Origin of the sequence: Pseudomonas sp. GM49 (assembly GCF_000282355.1) — a bacterium.
Classification (GTDB): Bacteria; Pseudomonadota; Gammaproteobacteria; order Pseudomonadales; family Pseudomonadaceae; genus Aquipseudomonas.
This window is the reverse complement of the sequence record NZ_AKJL01000338.1, coordinates 1-1,644: the sequence shown is the minus strand read 5'-3', so window position 1 is coordinate 1,644 and position 1,644 is coordinate 1. Positions and strand designations below refer to the sequence as shown.

Annotated in this window: 1 protein-coding gene; it reads left to right on the top strand. The window is 62.3% G+C overall.

The window, feature by feature from the left end; genetic code table 11:
* The first annotated feature begins 77 nt into the window (after window positions 1-77).
* Window positions 78-1,586 carry a tripartite tricarboxylate transporter permease gene (locus PMI29_RS00400; RefSeq protein WP_008004646.1) on the top strand — a complete coding sequence of 503 codons (1,509 nt, stop codon included), beginning with the start codon at window positions 78-80 and terminating at the stop codon, window positions 1,584-1,586.
* The last annotated feature ends 58 nt before the right edge of the window (window positions 1,587-1,644 follow it).

The following is a 1,644-nucleotide window of genomic DNA, read 5'->3' as shown; positions in this document are numbered from 1 at the left end:
ACTGGCTGTTCAACGCCGGCCTGGGGGTTTCCCTGCCGCCGCTGATCAATGTCTGGATTTGAAGCGAGATCGACACCGTGGACATTCTTTCAAGCCTGGCGATGGGTTTTTCCTCGGCACTGACGCCGATCAATCTGATGTGGGGTTTCATCGGCTGCCTGCTCGGCACCGCCATCGGTGTTTTACCGGGGATCGGTCCGGCGCTGACGGTGGCCCTGTTGTTGCCGATCACTGCCAAGGTCGACCCCACAGGCGCCTTGATCATGTTCGCCGGTATCTATTACGGCGCGCAGTTCGGTGGCTCCACCACCTCTATCCTGCTTAACACGCCCGGTGAATCGTCTTCCATGGTCACGGCCCTGGAAGGCAACCTCATGGCCCGCAACGGCCGGGCCGGACCTGCGCTGGCAACGGCGGCGATAGGCTCCTTCGTGGCCGGCACCATCGCGACGATATTGCTGACGCTGTTCGCGCCCATCGTGGCCAGGCTGGCACTGAATTTCGGCCCGACCGAGTATTTCGCGATCCTGGTGTTGTCGTTCACCACCGTGTCGGCCGTGCTCGGCGCTTCGATGCTGCGCGGGTTCGCTTCGCTGGGCGTCGGGTTGACCATCGGTTTGATCGGACTGGATTCGACCTCGGGTATTGCCCGCTACACGTTGGGCGTTCCCGAACTGGTGGACGGTATCGAGGTGGTGTTGGTGGCGGTCGGCCTGTTCGCGGTGGGCGAGGCCTTGTACAGCTTGCTCTATCAAGCGGAATCAAACGAAGGCCGGCATCGCCTGACCTCGTTGTGGATGACCCGCGCCGACTGGAAACGCTCGGTGCCCGCGTGGCTTCGGGGCACGCTGATCGGTTTTCCGTTTGGCTCGATTCCGGCCGGTGGCGCCGAAATCCCGACCTTTCTGTCCTATTCCACCGAACGCAAACTCAGCAAGTACCCCAAGGAGTTTTCCGCCAACAAGGGCGAGGGTGCCATCGAGGGCGTCGCCGGCCCGGAAGCGGCTAACAACGCCAGCGCGACCGGGTCTTTGGTGCCGTTGCTGACCCTGGGCATCCCGACGTCCGCCACCGCCGCGATCCTGTTGGCGGCGTTCCAGAACTACAACCTGCAACCGGGGCCGATGCTGTTCGAAACCTCCGCTGAACTGGTCTGGACACTGGTGGCCTCGCTGTATATCGGCAACGTGATTCTGCTGGTGTTGAACCTGCCGCTGGTGGGCCTGTGGGTCAAGCTGTTGCAAATCCCCCGGCCGTACCTGAACGCCGGCATCCTGGTATTCGCCACCATCGGCGTGTACGGCATGCGTCACTCATCCTTCGACCTGATACTGATGTTGGCGATTGGCTGGGGCGGGGTGTTGATGCGGCGGTTCGACTTCCCCGTCGCCCCGGTGATCGTCGGCATGCTGCTGGGGCCGATGGCCGAGAAACAACTGCGCAACGCCTTGTCCATCGGTCAGGGCGACTGGACGGTGTTCGTTACGCAACCGATCTCGGCGTTTTTCCTCGCCCTGACACTGCTGGTGCTGGTGGTGCCGCATGTGTTGCATAAGCGCGGCATCAAGTTGCATGAGGATGATTGAGCCCTGCGATGCGCAATTCCTGTGGGAGCGAGCTTGCTCCGGGCGGCGTTCCGACGAT